Annotated in this window: 15 protein-coding genes; 8 read left to right on the forward strand and 7 right to left on the reverse strand. The window is 38.0% G+C overall.

Annotation, left to right across the window (positions count from 1 at the left end):
• Positions 1–4 precede the first annotated feature (4 nt).
• Entirely contained in the window at positions 5–886 is an 882-nt protein-coding gene (dapA, locus tag GNP81_RS11915; RefSeq protein WP_017020330.1) for a 4-hydroxy-tetrahydrodipicolinate synthase, read from the reverse strand.
• Between the two features lie 271 nt (positions 887–1157).
• Here dapA and GNP81_RS11920 point away from each other — a divergent pair, with 271 nt between their 5' ends.
• Positions 1158–1685: a glycine cleavage system transcriptional repressor gene (locus GNP81_RS11920; RefSeq protein WP_065595200.1), complete on the forward strand. Its 528-nt coding sequence runs from the start codon at positions 1158–1160 to the stop codon at positions 1683–1685.
• 101 nt (positions 1686–1786) lie between these two features.
• Complete coding sequence (bcp, locus tag GNP81_RS11925; protein WP_161484862.1) at positions 1787–2254, forward strand: thioredoxin-dependent thiol peroxidase; 468 nt, start codon at positions 1787–1789, stop codon at positions 2252–2254.
• Between the two features lie 56 nt (positions 2255–2310).
• On the opposite strand, the gene GNP81_RS11930 is transcribed toward bcp, so the two are convergent.
• Complete coding sequence (locus tag GNP81_RS11930) at positions 2311–3375, reverse strand: AI-2E family transporter (RefSeq protein WP_005420484.1); 1065 nt, start codon at positions 3373–3375, stop codon at positions 2311–2313.
• 8 nt (positions 3376–3383) lie between these two features.
• A complete protein-coding gene (locus GNP81_RS11935) occupies positions 3384–3605 on the reverse strand; it encodes a sulfurtransferase TusA family protein (RefSeq protein WP_155659241.1) in 222 nt (73 codons plus the stop codon).
• A 158-nt stretch (positions 3606–3763) separates the two neighbouring features.
• On the opposite strand from GNP81_RS11935, the gene bepA reads away from it, so the two are divergent.
• From bepA to GNP81_RS11950, 3 genes are all read left to right on the forward strand, one after another.
• Positions 3764–5218, forward strand: coding sequence for a beta-barrel assembly-enhancing protease (bepA, locus tag GNP81_RS11940; protein WP_155659242.1), 1455 nt, complete (start codon positions 3764–3766; stop codon positions 5216–5218).
• Between the two features lie 15 nt (positions 5219–5233).
• Entirely contained in the window at positions 5234–5584 is a 351-nt protein-coding gene (gene arsC / locus GNP81_RS11945) for an arsenate reductase (glutaredoxin) (RefSeq protein WP_155673332.1), read from the forward strand.
• Between the two features lie 63 nt (positions 5585–5647).
• Complete coding sequence (locus tag GNP81_RS11950) at positions 5648–6076, forward strand: DUF2069 domain-containing protein (protein WP_017020336.1); 429 nt, start codon at positions 5648–5650, stop codon at positions 6074–6076.
• 242 nt (positions 6077–6318) lie between these two features.
• Here GNP81_RS11950 and GNP81_RS11955 read toward each other — a convergent pair whose 3' ends face one another.
• Entirely contained in the window at positions 6319–7497 is a 1179-nt protein-coding gene (locus tag GNP81_RS11955) for a DUF2066 domain-containing protein (protein WP_155673333.1), read from the reverse strand.
• Between the two features lie 206 nt (positions 7498–7703).
• Between GNP81_RS11955 and GNP81_RS11960 the strand changes: the two genes are divergently transcribed.
• Positions 7704–8954 carry a uracil-xanthine permease family protein gene (locus tag GNP81_RS11960; protein WP_080562679.1) on the forward strand — a complete coding sequence of 417 codons (1251 nt, stop codon included), beginning with the start codon at positions 7704–7706 and terminating at the stop codon, positions 8952–8954.
• 83 nt (positions 8955–9037) lie between these two features.
• On the opposite strand, the gene upp is transcribed toward GNP81_RS11960, so the two are convergent.
• Positions 9038–9664, reverse strand: coding sequence for a uracil phosphoribosyltransferase (gene upp, locus GNP81_RS11965; protein WP_005420493.1), 627 nt, complete (start codon positions 9662–9664; stop codon positions 9038–9040).
• 225 nt (positions 9665–9889) lie between these two features.
• Here upp and purM point away from each other — a divergent pair, with 225 nt between their 5' ends.
• Both purM and purN read left to right on the forward strand, forming a co-directional pair.
• Complete coding sequence (purM, locus tag GNP81_RS11970) at positions 9890–10930, forward strand: phosphoribosylformylglycinamidine cyclo-ligase (protein WP_336495505.1); 1041 nt, start codon at positions 9890–9892, stop codon at positions 10928–10930.
• A 126-nt stretch (positions 10931–11056) separates the two neighbouring features.
• Positions 11057–11695 (forward strand): phosphoribosylglycinamide formyltransferase, encoded by a 639-nt coding sequence (gene purN, locus GNP81_RS11975; RefSeq protein ID WP_196587326.1) that lies wholly within the window; start codon positions 11057–11059, stop codon positions 11693–11695.
• 57 nt (positions 11696–11752) lie between these two features.
• On the opposite strand, the gene GNP81_RS11980 is transcribed toward purN, so the two are convergent.
• On the reverse strand, positions 11753–12586 hold the full coding sequence (locus tag GNP81_RS11980) for a class II glutamine amidotransferase (protein ID WP_155673334.1): 834 nt from the start codon (positions 12584–12586) through the stop codon (positions 11753–11755).
• Positions 12587–12656: 70 nt separating this feature from the next.
• Positions 12657–13238, reverse strand: coding sequence for a D-sedoheptulose 7-phosphate isomerase (lpcA, locus tag GNP81_RS11985; RefSeq protein WP_069582363.1), 582 nt, complete (start codon positions 13236–13238; stop codon positions 12657–12659).
• Between the last annotated feature and the right edge of the window lie 261 nt (positions 13239–13499).

Here is a 13499-nt window from a genome sequence, read left to right on the forward strand (position 1 = left end):
CCTACTACTTCAACAAACCCGCACTTTTCAGCGCTTGCTCTACCGTTGGCTGTGCTGACAGACTTAATTCCGTTAATGGTAAACGAATATCCGAATGAGTAATCATACCTAAGCGATGTGCCGCCCATTTAACCGGAATTGGGTTAGCTTCAACAAATAAATCATTATGTAACGGCATTAAACGTTGATTAATGATTTCAGCTTCTTCAAATTTACCTTGAGCAGCTAAAGCAAACATGGTCGCCATGTCTTTTGCTGCAATGTTTGACGTTACAGAGATAACACCATGGCCACCCAATTTAACAAAATCAAGCGCAGTAGCATCATCACCGCTTAGTTGGATAAAGTTTTCACCACAAAGTTCACGAGTAATCGCCACGCGATCTAAATCACCTGTCGCATCTTTTAATGCAACAATGTTATCAAGCTCAGCAAGACGCGCGACCGTTTCAGGAAGAAGGTCTACTGCTGTACGTCCTGGTACATTATAAAGAATTTGAGGAATATCTGTTGCTTCAGAGATCGCTTTATAGTGCTGGAACAAACCTTCTTGAGTCGGTTTATTGTAATAAGGCGTTACACTTAAACAACCAGCAACACCAGAGTCATGGAAAAGTTTACTGAACGTTACAGCTTCATGAGTTGCATTGGCTCCTGTACCTGCAATTACAGGAATTTGACCATCAGCGAACTCAAGGGTCTTCATTACTAATTTGACATGCTCTTCTACACTTAATGTCGCTGATTCTCCTGTTGTACCAACAGCCACAATGCCATTTGTGCCTGCTTTAATGTGGTAATCAACAAGACTTTTTAAACTGGTGTAATCTACTTCACCATCAGTATCCAATGGTGTAACTAAAGCGACAATGCTACCTGAGAACATATCCTTCTCCCTTTCTATCTGCTGCTACAATATTGGTTCTGTTATTCAATTAACTTCATCGTAAAGAATCATCATCCTTGACCATGATGTGTTATCTGGTTTTCATCTTCTTACACAATGAGCAGAACCATTCAATCTATATAACTCAAGGATATTACATTAGAGCCTATGTTGTAGAGTCTTTTTTTTGACGATTGTTCACTATTGCTTGCTTATCACACAATCACTTGCGTGTTAGTATGTAGATATCTTTTTCAACAACGAGTTTTTTATGTCTCAATACCTTGTAATTACTGCGGTCGGCACAGACAGACCGGGTATATCGAATAAGGTGACTCGCCTTGTCACTGAGTCAAGCTGCAATATAGTAGATAGCCGTATCGCCTCATTTGGTAATGAGTTCACATTAATCATGTTGTTGTCAGGCACAGCAAACGCTATCTCTCGAATTGAAAATACATTACCACTACTAGGTCAACAACATGATCTAATTACCATGATGAAACGTACTTCACCTCATCAAGAAAAAGACATCTTTTATACCATTGATGCATTTATTGAATCAGAAGACCGTCCTGGACTGACTGAAAAATTCACCGATTTTCTTGCTAATCGAGATATCGATTTAAAAACTCTTAGTGCTCAAACATTAAAAAAATCAGAAGATCAAAATACATTTCAGATCCAAATTACGGCCGAAATATTTAAAGAATGCCATATCATTGAGATTCAAGAAGAGTTTGAATCCTTATGCGCTTCATTAAATGTCAGTGGAAAAATCAATTTCTATAAAAATTAAAGGCAAATAGACCTAATACCATTCCCAATAAGTAGTTAAACAAGCAAGAATGATCAACTAGTTATGTAGATTGGTATAAACCCATAAAAGGAAAGAAAATGATCACACCATTAGCAGCAGGCTCAACTGCACCCAATGTATCGCTTTTAGATCAAAATGGAGAAAGCGTCTCGATTTCTGATTTTAAAGGTAAAAAAGTACTGTTTTACTTTTACCCTAAAGCGATGACGCCAGGATGTACCGTTCAAGCTCAAGGTCTTCGTGATATTAAATCAGAACTTGAAGCCCATAACGTAGTTACACTCGGTGTCAGTATTGACGCTGTAAAACGCCTTGGTAAATTTATCGAGCGTGATAATTTGAACTTCACTTTACTATCGGATGAAGATCATGCGGCTGCAGATGCATTTGGTGTTTGGGGTGAGAAAAAATTCATGGGTAAAGTGTACGATGGTTTACATCGCATCAGTTTTCTAATTAATGAAGAAGGTGTTATTGAGCACGTTTTCACTAAATTTAAAACCAAAGATCACCATGAAGTAGTATTAGATTATTTGAATAATAAATAATTTGAACTTATAAAATTAAAGGCGATACCATATGTATCGCCTTTTTTATTGCCGTATTAATAATTTGCTTCTATTTCTGTTGCAGGAAGCGCTTTCCAAACCGCTTTCACTAATGTGGCTAATGGAATAGCAAAAAACACGCCCCAAAAACCCCATAATCCACCAAAAACCAAAACAGAAACAATAATAGCCACTGGATGTAAATTAACCGCTTCAGAAAATAAAACGGGAACCAACACATTACCATCCAGAGCCTGAATGATGGCATAAGCTAACAATAACCAATAAAAATCAGGCGTTAATCCCCATTGGAATAAAGCAACAATCGCAATAGGAACCGTTACGGCCGCTGCACCAATATAAGGAATAAGCACAGAAAAACCCACCATTACAGCCAGTAATAAGGCATAACGTAAATCCATAATAAAGAAGGTTAAATAGCTAACAGTACCTACAATTAAAATTTCGACGACTTTACCTCGAATGTAATTACTTATCTGTTCATTCATCTCCAACCACACTTTCGTCGCCAGACGACGATTTTTAGGTAAAAGATTACTCATAGTGCCAACCATCTCATCTTTATCTTTTAATAAGAAAAACACTAACAGTGGTACAAGAATAAGATAAACACCAAGCGCTGCTAAACTGACTAATGATGATAGCGAGCCTTTGACTATGCTCTCTCCCATTCCAAGTACTTTAACTCGTATTGTTTCTAATAGAGTTTCGATTGATTGAGGTTGAATAAACTCAGGGTAACGCTCAGGTAAGCTTGATAAGAAACTATTTAAACCATTAAACATGGATGGCACATCATTAATTAAGTTACCTACTTGCGTCCAAATAGTCGGAACTAGGCCAAAAACAGCCAATAACATGAGACTAATAAACAAGATAATAACCAACATTACAGAGAGTACTCTTGGTAAACCAATGCGAGTTAGTTTAGCAACAGGCCACTCTAATAAATACGCCAATACTATGGCAACTAACAATGGCGCAATTAAATGACCAAAAAAGTAAATGGTAATAAAGCCAACAATAAGGATAGCAGCCAAACTAACGGCATGAGGATCTGAAAAGCGGCGCTTATACCACTGTGTAACCATATCTAACATAACAATTTCTACTTTTTAATTACGGTTAAAAACGAATAAACATCTGCATGCTCTAGGCGAACTTCAAATAATTGGCGTTCAAAATAAGCAATCATATCGGCTAGAGAGGCTTTGTCGACGACTTTAATTTGTAAGATTTCATTAGTTACCAAAGCCTGACTTGCTCTTTTAGCCAAAAGTAACGACATTGGACACCGATGTTGGGTTAAATCAAGACTTTGGGTTTCCATTCCACAACTCTATATATATGATAGATTTCATTTAAGAGTATAAATCACATAATTAATACAAAAAAGAAACCTATTTTAATTTTGATACTCTTATTCGACAGGTTTACGTTATCATCAATTAATAGCAAAGTGTTATTAAAAGGATTTGTTAAAAATACATGTTCAAACTAAAAAAACTGGCCAATGGGTTACTTATTGCATCATTACTAACAAGCTCTGTTCCGAGTTTTGCAAAAAATGATTTAAATTTACCTGATATTGGTACAACAGCGGCTTCCACCTTAACCATAGATCAAGAGTTAATCTATGGTGATGCTTATATGCGTATGCTACGAGCAAGCCAACCTGTTATTAATGATCCAGTTTTAGCTGAATATGTACAAGACTTAGGACATCGATTAGTCGCTAATGCCAATGATGTCAAAACACCTTTTCATTTCTTTTTAATTAATAATAGAGAAATTAATGCGTTTGCCTTCTTTGGTGGTTATGTCGCTCTTCATTCAGGGTTATTTTTGCATGCCCAAACAGAAAGTGAATTAGCTTCTGTTGTTGCTCACGAAATTGCCCATATTACTCAACGCCACTTAGCTCGTAGTATGGAAGAGCAAGCACGTCGTTCTCCAGCCACAGTCGCTGCTCTAGTTGGTTCATTATTACTTGCTATTGCCGCACCCGAAGCAGGGATTGCTGCCATTCACGCCACCACAGCTGGAGCGATGCAAAGCTCAATAAACTACACGCGAAGTAACGAAAAAGAAGCAGACCGATTTGGGATTGATACGCTTGCTAAATCCGGGTTTGATGTTTCTGCCATGCCTCGATTTTTCTCTCGCTTAGCCGACCAATATCGCTATGCAAGTACGCCTCCAGCAATGCTATTAACTCACCCATTACCAACCTCTCGTATTACCGATAGTCGAGAAAGAGCACAACAATATCCAATGAGACGAGTTGATACCTCATTACGTTACCATCTTGCGCGTTCACGTATTGTTGCCCGATTTGCAGGTATTGATAGCAGTGCAGCCTTGGATTGGTTCGCTAGAAAATCAAAAACACATAATACCGATATAAAACAAGCATTAGAATATGGAAAAGCCTTGGTTTATATCGATTCAAAGCAATACGATAAGGCACAACCATTAATAAATAAATTATTAAAAAGCGACCCTTTAAATACGTTTTATATTGATGCTGCAACGGACTTAGATCTGTATACGAAGAAAAATGCACAAGCACTAAAACGTTTAAAAGATGGATTGGTACAACTTCCTAATAATCCAGTACTCACTATTAATTATGCACATGCATTAACAGAGTCTAATAAACCTTCTGAAGCGGTGCGTGTATTACAACGCTATACACATGACCACCCGGATGACCCAACTGGATGGCAACTCCTTGCTAAGGCTTATCATGACGATGGTAGCTCTGATGGTGAGCTCGCAGCTCGTGCTGAAGTATACGCTTTAAAAGGAATGTGGAACAAAGCATTAAATAATTATACTCAAGCCAGCCAACTGGTTGAGTATGGTAGTTTAGATCAAGCTAGATACGACGCAAGAATCGATCAGCTTCGTTTATCAAGAGAGCGTTTTAGCGCCTTATAATAGAAAGGAAAGTATATGTCTGTTGTTATTTATCATAACCCTCGTTGCTCAAAAAGCCGCGAAACCTTATCTCTTCTAGAAGAAAAAGGGATCACACCAGAAATCGTAAAATACTTAGATGAAACACCAAATATCGATACATTAAAAACGATTTTCGCTCAACTAGGTTTTAGTTCTGTTCGCGATATGATGCGTACAAAAGAAGCGGAATACAAAGAGCAAGGTTTAGCAGAAGCATCGATTACTGATGAGCAACTATTCAAAGCGATGGTAGCAACACCTAAGCTTATTGAGCGTCCAATTGTTATAAACAACAGTCAAGCAAGAATTGGACGCCCACCAGAGCAAGTACTAGAGATTTTATAAGGAATACCAGCCTAAGTAAGTAAACACAAACTTACTTAGGTTGCATAAAAACAAGGAATGATCATGGAATCAGTTGCAATGAGCGCAGAGACTAAGCGCTACCGTTTACTTGCTTTATTTTGTAATTTATCTCTACTTGGCTTTATTATCCTTTGGCATAGTCTACTTTCACCGCACCCTTTAATTAACTCATATGGCGTTACGGTTGCTTGGGTCATTCCCATGCTATTTCCATTAAAAGGAATCATTGAAGGAAAGCCTTACACACATGCTTGGGCGAACTTTATTTTAATGTTCTACTTCCTGCATGCGTTAACAATTTTATGGTTAGACGAAGGGGAACGCTACCTAGCGGCTATTGAATTAGTTTTAACCACAGGTGCCTTCTTAGGCAATATTTACTACGCTCGTCTAAGAGGCAAAGAATTAGGATTAAAACTTAAACGTTTATCTGAAGTCGAAAAACTAGAAAAAGAAAAATTCACAGAATGATACCAATCACTGTAAGTAAATGATCAGAAATAGCGAAAGAAAAAAGGTGACTATGCAGTCACCTTTTTTATTATCCGTATTATACCAATCTGGATAAGTAGTTGATCTGATAATTGCGTAGGAAAAATCGATTAAAGCAAGGCATAAATTGCAGTAACTAGTGGATCTAATTACAAAATTTATAACGCAGATATAATCGATTTTAACAAGCAAGAATGATCAAATATTTATATAGATTGGTATTATTTACCGCTCAACAAATAAGCATGAATAACAGGCGTTATTTCTTCTGATTGTTCAGCTGTTTCAGATTCTTCAATAATAGGTTCTTCCATTGTTTGCTCTTCAGCAACAGGAGTAACTTGCTCTATTGCAGCATCATTAACATCAAGCTCTGTATTTTCAATTGCTTTATCTTCTTCAATTACTTCTGGGATAAGAGAAAGCGCTTTATTTTTACTTAGCAGCTCTTGATTAAATTGCTCAAAATCACCAAGTAAGTTTAGCGTGTAAGTCACTTTATTGCCTTGAATCGTATCAACTTGAACACTTGCAACTGAATTTAATTGCTTAAGTTGTTTTTCAATCGTAAAGAATGCTCGTGTTGAATGAACTCCTTCAATTGAAATCATCTCTGACTGACGACTAACTACAGCACCTAAATTTTTCGTGTATTTCTTAGCAAAGTAATCACTGACATTATTTACCATATCAGCAAGTTGAACAGCTCCAGATTCTCGACCTTCTAACGGTTTTGTTGATGTCGTAGGCAAATACTGTGGCGTAGTATCAAACAGTGTCCAAGATGAGCTATTACCACGCACTTTTACTACAAGAATAGCTTGAGGATTATAACGTTCACTTGCATCTGCAATTGGCTTTTTAAAGTTACCCCATAAGTCTGGAATTTCAATTGATGTTACATCATCAAAATCACCAACAGGGAACATAACAGGCAATCCACGCTCATTTGCCGCTTCTTTAATTCGTGTAATTAACGAATTATTTGATTGCTCCCAAATGATGCTTCTTTGGTAGTTATATTCATTAACAATCCAAACCAATACCGACTTACGAGGCGTTTCCCAAACACTTTGTTCAGATTGAGTCAGTAGGTTAAGTACCATTTTGGAATTATAACCAAGTTTCATTGTACGAGGTGCATCGTCATATTCAACGAAGCTCATTTGTGTTACGTAGCGATCACTTTGTGTTAGCGCTTTTTTTATCACCTCATTTTGAGCAATATCAGTTTGCCCTGATACCTTGATAAGCACGTTCACTAAACCTTCTTGTTTAGCGATACTTTCCGCTTTTTCTGATCCAGTTAATTGCACTTCAGTATGATAAAGATCGTTTTGCTGTTGAGCAAAAACCGGTCCCGCAACCATACACATTAATAAACACAAAATACGTAACATCAAACAACCTATAATTACTTTTATAATTTACCGCCGATAATAAGGGCTATCCCTTTATTCAGCAAGGAATTGAATTGACCAAGATCTAAATTTCATACCTTTAGAGAGCAACTTTAATAAAAAGTTTTATTTTTTCACGACCGAAATCAAGATATTTTTGTTTCTAATAATGATAGAATCCCTCAAATTCACAACTGGAAATGGAAATGCTTTATAATTTATTTCAGGGATTTCAAATGCTATTTGTCGCATTTGGTGCACTTGTGCTTGTCCCCCTCCTTACTGGCCTAGATCCCAATGTTGCTCTATTTGGTGCTGGTGTTGGTACCCTACTCTTTCAATTAGTTACACGTCGCTCTGTTCCTATCTTCCTCGCTTCTTCCTTTGCTTTTATCGCTCCAATTATCTACGGAACCCAAACATGGGGGATCCCAGCTACAATGGGTGGCCTAATGGTTGCTGGTTTAGTTTATGTCGCTTTGGGCGCTGTAATTAAAGTAAGAGGTGTGGCTTTTATCCATAAATTACTACCACCAGTTGTCGTTGGGCCAGTTATTATGGTGATTGGTTTAGGATTAGCACCAACAGCTGTAAATATGGCACTAGGCAAAACAGGCGACGGCGCTTATCAACTTGTTGATGGTCAGTTAGCGATGTGGATTGCCGCCGCTTCACTATTTACTACGATTGCTGTTAGTGTTTTTTCAAAAGGATTCTTTAAGCTTCTTCCAATTTTATCCGGCATCGTAGTTGGTTATTCTCTAAGCCTTATCTTTGGTGTTGTTGATTTTACCCCAGTTCATCAAGCCGCTTGGTTTGCACTACCTAACTTCACTTTCCCTGAGTTCAACATTAATGCGATTCTATTTATGATCCCAGTTGCAATCGCACCTGCCGTTGAACACGTAGGCGACATGCTTGCAATTTCAAACGTGACTGGAAAAGATTACCTTAAAAAACCAGGATTGCACCGCACTATCACAGGTGACGGTATTGCAACAATGGCAGCTTCTTTCATAGGTGCGCCACCAAATACAACATACAGTGAAGTAACGGGTGCTGTAATGCTTACTAAAGCTTTTAACCCTGTAATCATGACATGGGCTGCTGTGTGTGCCATTGTTCTTGCATTGGTTGGTAAATTAGGTGCAATACTACAAACCATTCCAGTTCCTGTAATGGGCGGTATTATGATTTTATTATTTGGTTCTATTGCAACGGTCGGTCTAAATACGTTGATTAAAAACCAAGTTGACTTACATAAAGCTCGTAATCTAACGATTGTTGGCGTAACGCTTGTTTTCGGTATTGGTGGTATGGCGGTAGGTATTGGTGACTTCAACCTTCAAGGTGTAAGTCTTTGCGGTATCGTTGCTATTACTCTGAATTTAATTCTTCCAAATGACTTAGGTGAAAGCCATGTTGTTGATAATGCACAAATGGAAGAAGATAAATAGATTTAGGGTCTAGGTAATAAAAAAGCTTGATGATTAATACATCAAGCTTTTTTTAATTCTTCATTTCTAGTTTCTAAACTAAATTATTTAGTACCGAAGATCTTATCACCAGCATCACCAAGACCTGGTACGATGTAGCCTTTGTCATTTAGCTTCTCATCGATAGCTGCAGTGTAAAGCTCAACATCTGGGTGTGCTTTTTCTAGTGCTTCAATACCTTCTGGAGCAGCAACAAGTACAAGTACTTTAAAGTGCTTACAACCTTTCTCTTTAAGAAGATCCAGAGTTGCAATCATAGAACCGCCAGTAGCTAACATTGGGTCAACAACAAGAGCAATACGCTCATCGATGTTAGAAGCCAATTTGTTGAAGTATGGTACAGGTTCTAGTGTTTCTTCGTCACGGTAAATACCAACAACACTGATACGTGCGCTTGGGATATGCTCAAGAACACCATCCATCATACCAAGACCAGCACGAAGAATTGGAACAACCGTTACTTTTTTACCTTTAATTTGGTCAACTTCAACAGGGCCATTCCAGCCGTTGATAGTTACTTTTTCTGTTTCAAAATCTGATGTTGCTTCATAAGTAAGTAGGCTACCTACTTCCGTTGCTAATTCACGGAAACGTTTAGTACTGATCTCGCCTTCGCGCATTAAACCAATTTTATGTTTTATTAGCGGGTGTTTTACTTCAACAACTTTCATTTCTGACTCCAGATACATTAATCAAACCTTCTAATTATACATACTTTTTCATTAAAAAATTAAGTTATATGAAAATAATTCACTAGTATTGAAATCGTTTACCGAGTTTATTATTTTTTATTACAAAAATTATGCAAAATTCCTTACGCAAACGTTTCCCTTTTTACATTGTGCTGTTAGAATGGCGCGGATTTTTGAAATCCAACCTATGGCGAGGACACCTCCGTGAGCGACAACAAAACTTCTCTTAGCTACAAAGATGCTGGCGTAGACATTGATGCTGGTAATGCACTTGTTGATCGAATTAAAGGCGTAGTAAAACGCACTCGTCGCCCAGAAGTAATGGGCGGCATTGGTGGTTTTGGTGCGTTATGTGAACTTCCGACTAAATACAAGCAACCTCTTCTTGTTTCTGGTACTGACGGTGTTGGTACTAAGTTGCGTTTAGCATTAGATTTAAACAAGCACGATACTATCGGTATCGACTTAGTTGCTATGTGTGTTAATGACCTGATTGTTCAAGGTGCAGAACCACTGTTCTTCCTTGATTATTATGCAACAGGTAAACTTGATGTGGATGTTGCAGCTGAAGTAGTCACCGGTATCGGTGAAGGCTGTATTCAAGCAGGTTGTGCATTAATCGGTGGCGAAACCGCTGAAATGCCAGGCATGTATGAAGGCGAAGATTACGATGTTGCTGGATTCTGTGTTGGTGTTGTTGAAAAAGAAGACGTTATCGACGGCACGAAAGTAGCGGCTGGTGATGCTCTAATCGCAGTAGGATCAAGCGGTCCACACTCAAACGGTTACTCATTAATTCGTAAGATCCTTGAAGTATCAAATGCTGATCTTAACGAAGAACTAAATGGTAAAACCATTGCTTCTCACCTAATAGAGCCAACGAAAATCTATATTAAATCAGCACTTAAGATGATTGCTGAGCATGATATTCATGCTATCTCACACATCACGGGCGGTGGTTTCTGGGAAAACATTCCTCGCGTTTTACCACAAGGCACAAAAGCAGTCGTTGATGGTAACAGCTGGGAGTGGCCTGCTATCTTCAACTGGTTACAAGAGAAAGGTAACGTTGATACCTACGAAATGTACCGCACTTTCAACTGTGGCGTAGGTCTTGTTGTTGCACTTCCAAAAGAGCAAGCTGAACAAGCGGTTGCTTTATTAAATGCTGAAGGCGAAAACGCTTGGATTATCGGCGAAATTGCAACCGCAGAGGAAGGCGAAGAGCAAGTAGAGATCCGCTAATCGTTTTTTAAACTTTGACCTAGTTCATAAAGAAAAAATAAAAGGTGATCATTTAATCGATCACCTTTTTTATAGCTATTATTTATGTTCGAATAGTTCTCATTACAAATTAAAAAGATAGGTATGATGAAGAATATTGTTGTTTTAGTTTCAGGCAATGGCAGCAACTTACAAGCCTTTATTGATGCTTGTGGCAATAAAATCCCTAATGCACGTATCGCAGCTGTTATTTCTAACAAAAGTAACGCTTACGGATTACAGAGAGCCATTGATGCTGATATTAATGTGCATTCTTTAAATGCCAAAGCATATGACAGCCGTGAGCTATATGACGACGCTCTAGCTACTCTAATCGATCTTCATAAACCCGATGTCATTATCCTTGCTGGATTTATGCGAATTTTAAGTGAAGAATTTGTCACTCGATACCAAGGAAAAATGCTCAATATCCACCCTTCTCTTTTGCCAAAATACACAGGATTACATACTCATCAACGTGCTATTGATGCAGGAGATAAAGAACATGGAACAAGTGTGCATTTTGTCACCCCTGAATTAGATGGTGGACCTGTTATTCTTCAAGCTAAAGTTCCTATCTTTGAAAATGATAATGCAGAAGATGTGGCATCTCGTGTACAAGCCCAAGAACATGTCATTTACCCTATGGTCGCGAATTGGTTAGTAGAAGAAAGATTAACCATGATAGATGGGAAAGCCATTCTTGATGGCACCGAATTAGGTCTATCCGGCTTAGAAACAGAATAAATATAAAAAAGCCGCTTAAATAGTTAAGCGGCTTTTTAAATTCTATATATTTTAATGCTAAAGCGCACTATTTACTGGACATTCAGATGGAGGTGGTTCCATATCAGGAACCGTATCGTGATTCCCAGCACTCAGTTCACCAAAGTGAAATAAAGCGTATTCGCCAACCTTCATTTTATGCCACTCTTCATTATCCGTCAGAGGCTGCGTTGCAATAATAGAAACGACATCGTTAGGTGTTGTCTCTTTATGGAAATCAATCGTTACGTCTTCATCAATTAAAGAGGCTTGGCCAAAAGGTGCTCTTCGAGTTATCCAATGCAAATTATTTGAACAGTAAGTCATCACATACTCACCATCACTTAATAGCATATTGAATACCCCTAAGCTTCTTAAATGATCACTACACTCAGAAACAAATTCAAACATCAGCATCATATCTTGAGGTGGCTCAGGATACTTATCTTCTAATTGATTTAATAACCAGCAAAAAGCACGTTCACTGTCCGTTTCACCAACAGGTCGAAAACGTCCTGTAGATAATTGATCAAACCCAGTTAACTGACCATTGTGAGCAAACGTCCAATATTTCCCCCATAACTCACGAGTAAAAGGGTGTGTATTTTCAAGATTTACATCACCTCGGTTCGCTTGCCTAATATGACTAACTACCGCTTTACTTTTTATTGGGTAATCTTGAACAAGTTCAGCTATTTTTGAATGACAGCTTGGCGTAGGGTCTTTAAATGTACGAAATCCTTTCCCTTCATAAAAAGTAATTCCCCAACCATCACGGTGTGGTCCTGTATTACCACCACGCTGAACTAATCCTTTAAAACTAAAACAAATATCTGTTGGTACATTAGCACTCATACCGAGCAGTTCACACATACTTGCGTTACTCCTTTATGCGCAATATTGCCTACCTCAATGAATACATCAAGATAGGCTGCAAGATAGATTATTTTTCCATCTCTTTTTCAATCAGTTGAATCACAATATGGATAATTTTAATGTGAATCTCTTGAATACGGTCAGCGTAGCCAAAATGTGGTACACGAATTTCAACATCCGCAAGACCCGCCATTTTACCGCCATCTTTACCCGTTAATGCAATTGTTTTCATGCCTTTTTCTTTTGCCGCTTCAATGGCTTTAATAATATTGCCAGAGTTACCTGATGTAGATAAACCAAACAATACATCGCCTTTTGAACCAACCGCTTGTGTATAACGAGAAAATACATGGTCATAACCAAAGTCGTTACTTACACAAGATAAATGGCTAGGATCTGAAATCGCAATGCCAGGGTATCCTGGGCGATTTTCACGATAGCGGCCTGTTAACTCTTCAGCAAAGTGCATTGCATCACAGTGTGAACCACCATTACCACAAGACAGTACTTTACCACCTTGTTTAAATGAATCAGCAATCGTTTTAGCAGCTAGCTCAATTTGAGCAATATTTTTATCATCAGCTAAAAAGTCATTCAGTACTTGAGCGGCTTCTGTTAATTCAGAACGGATCAGATCTTGATAAGACATAGGATACTCTCTTTTATTATTTTCCCTAATTGGGGCTAATCTCAGTGTACCTATCCCCTTTTATCTTTAAAAGAGATTCACTCTATATTTCTTCTCTCTTCTCCAAAAATATCACTCTTTCCCCTGCAAAAAAGCAGATATCACTCACTGAAAAATGAATATTGTTTATTAATTACTCAACCTAGATCACTTTTTAATCACGAGTGTTATTTACTTTTTATTAACATTAGAGCTACACTTAATTTAACTGGTTAGACCTCT

The organism is Aliivibrio fischeri, assembly GCF_009727955.1.
Taxonomy (GTDB): domain Bacteria; phylum Pseudomonadota; class Gammaproteobacteria; order Enterobacterales; family Vibrionaceae; genus Aliivibrio; species Aliivibrio fischeri_A.

What these genes read in the sequence shown, in the direction of transcription:
- dapA (WP_017020330.1), bottom strand. Translation starts at nt 886, where the DNA reads ATGTTCTCAGGTAGCATTGTCGCTTTAGTTACACCATTGGATACTGAT.
- GNP81_RS11920 (WP_065595200.1), top strand. Translation starts at nt 1,158, where the DNA reads ATGTCTCAATACCTTGTAATTACTGCGGTCGGCACAGACAGACCGGGT.
- GNP81_RS11930 (WP_005420484.1), bottom strand. Translation starts at nt 3,375, where the DNA reads ATGTTAGATATGGTTACACAGTGGTATAAGCGCCGCTTTTCAGATCCT.
- GNP81_RS11935 (WP_155659241.1), bottom strand. Translation starts at nt 3,605, where the DNA reads ATGGAAACCCAAAGTCTTGATTTAACCCAACATCGGTGTCCAATGTCG.
- bepA (WP_155659242.1), top strand. Translation starts at nt 3,764, where the DNA reads ATGTTCAAACTAAAAAAACTGGCCAATGGGTTACTTATTGCATCATTA.
- arsC (WP_155673332.1), top strand. Translation starts at nt 5,234, where the DNA reads ATGTCTGTTGTTATTTATCATAACCCTCGTTGCTCAAAAAGCCGCGAA.
- GNP81_RS11950 (WP_017020336.1), top strand. Translation starts at nt 5,648, where the DNA reads ATGGAATCAGTTGCAATGAGCGCAGAGACTAAGCGCTACCGTTTACTT.
- GNP81_RS11955 (WP_155673333.1), bottom strand. Translation starts at nt 7,497, where the DNA reads ATGTTACGTATTTTGTGTTTATTAATGTGTATGGTTGCGGGACCGGTT.
- GNP81_RS11960 (WP_080562679.1), top strand. Translation starts at nt 7,704, where the DNA reads ATGCTTTATAATTTATTTCAGGGATTTCAAATGCTATTTGTCGCATTT.
- upp (WP_005420493.1), bottom strand. Translation starts at nt 9,664, where the DNA reads ATGAAAGTTGTTGAAGTAAAACACCCGCTAATAAAACATAAAATTGGT.
- purN (WP_196587326.1), top strand. Translation starts at nt 11,057, where the DNA reads ATGAAGAATATTGTTGTTTTAGTTTCAGGCAATGGCAGCAACTTACAA.
- GNP81_RS11980 (WP_155673334.1), bottom strand. Translation starts at nt 12,586, where the DNA reads ATGTGTGAACTGCTCGGTATGAGTGCTAATGTACCAACAGATATTTGT.
- lpcA (WP_069582363.1), bottom strand. Translation starts at nt 13,238, where the DNA reads ATGTCTTATCAAGATCTGATCCGTTCTGAATTAACAGAAGCCGCTCAA.